The following is a 1,563-nucleotide window of genomic DNA, read 5'->3' as shown; positions in this document are numbered from 1 at the left end:
CACCGAACTCGTCGCCGGCTGTCCCTGGCTACCCACCGGCGCAGCGACCACCTGACCAGTCACCCTGTCGCCAGCTCCCACACCCGATATACCGGAGGACTTCCCAAAAGGGGAGCTGCGGCGCGATACGCGAGTATCGATGTGACAGAACGTAATGCCCAAGCGTGGCTGACGTCTGATGTGTGGTTTATGGACACGACGGCCGGCCGTCGCGCTGCGCGCATATGACCGGACTTGACCACAAGCAGTCGACTGGCTGTACGAGCAGTTGGCCGCAGTGATCGAGTCGGATACCCCAACCGGCCGACCGCAGGCCCTTCCGCTGCACACCGCGCTTGTGATGGTGTTGTTCGCGTTGCGGCACAACCTGCCGCCGGACATACTGTCCGAGCTGTTCGGCTGCGGCTCCTCGACGGTTGAGCGCTACCAGGACGAACTGGAGGTGCTTATCGACGTGGTACTCACCCCGCTGTACGAGCAGATGCGCGCCCAGGGCCGCCAGGATTTGGTGCCGGTCGACGGGTTGGTCGTCCCGATCGGCGAACGCGACGGCGCCGAGGGCCTTGTTCTCCGATGGCCTGTCAATGCGGTGCCACCCTCGTGCCTCAAGGCCGGCACAAGGCCGAGGATCCTGCAGGAGCGGCCTTCGGCCGCACTGCCCTTCCCTTTTTGGCCGCCGGCTGCGCCGGAATGGTAGGTCCCTGTCGCCGGAAGTAAAACCCACCGCGGGCTCCGAAAACATCATGCACACCCCGCATGATCTTTTCCTCGAAACCCCCGCGTCGGATTTGACTGCCGACGCCCGGTCCCAGGCGAGCAAGCTCGCCGCCGGCGGCCAAAAAAGGGGTTGGGCCAGGACGTACGGAAACGGTTGAGCTAAGCGGGACAGTCACTCGCCGTTCAGCATAGAACCCCGAACACCCCTCAAGGACAAGGGTTTCAGGTAGACGCCACGAACGCAATCATGTATCATTAAATATGTGAGGGAGGGCCGGCAACCCCGACCACACACCAACAACCACAACCGAAGGGAACGACCGTGAGTGACACGTTCGAAAACATTTCGCTGACCGCCCGACATGCTTCCCTGGCGGACCTCACCGCCATTCTCAACCAGCAGCAGCACCACAAACTCGACGTCGTCGCCGGCACGGGAATGCTGCGCGCCGAGGCCGGCCACCTTCGCATCACGGGCGCGGAGCCCATCATCACCGATACCGGGGTCCTTTCCTCTGATGGGCTGTACCTGCCCACCGAACTCGGCGACGCTGGGATCGGCGACAAGCTCGGCATCCCCACCGCCTACCTGCGCAAGACTCGCGCGCAGGCCCTGCACCTGTACGACACCAACGTCAACGGCTGGCTCGATCTCCAGCAGGGCAAGCGACACCTCGTCCGCTGCCTCTCTGACGACAACGGCGGCGGCATTTTGCGCGCCTTCCTCAGCGACGGGTACAAAATCATCGACCACCTCGACGTTCTCATGTCGGTGCTGTCCGGGTGACTGGTCAGGTGGTCGCTGCGCCGGTGGGTAGCCAGGGACAGCCGGCGACGAGTTCGGTG

The 1,563-nt window shown here is 63.8% G+C and carries 2 protein-coding genes; both read left to right on the top strand.

Annotated features, from left to right (window positions below; translation table 11 throughout):
- Positions 1 to 277 precede the first annotated feature (277 nt).
- Positions 278 to 697, top strand: coding sequence for a transposase family protein (locus V6U90_RS33315; RefSeq protein ID WP_334445139.1), 420 nt, complete (start codon positions 278 to 280; stop codon positions 695 to 697).
- A 342-nt stretch (positions 698 to 1,039) separates the two neighbouring features.
- The gene (locus V6U90_RS33310) at positions 1,040 to 1,504 is read left to right on the top strand and encodes a hypothetical protein (RefSeq protein ID WP_334445138.1); all 465 of its coding nucleotides are present in this window, start codon (positions 1,040 to 1,042) and stop codon (positions 1,502 to 1,504) included.
- Positions 1,505 to 1,563: the final 59 nt, after the last annotated feature.

Source organism: Micromonospora sp. CPCC 206060, from assembly GCF_036906895.1.
Taxonomy (GTDB): Bacteria; Actinomycetota; Actinomycetes; order Mycobacteriales; family Micromonosporaceae; genus Micromonospora.
The sequence above is the reverse complement of the archived record's forward strand: the minus strand, read 5'-3'. Positions and strand labels throughout refer to the sequence as shown.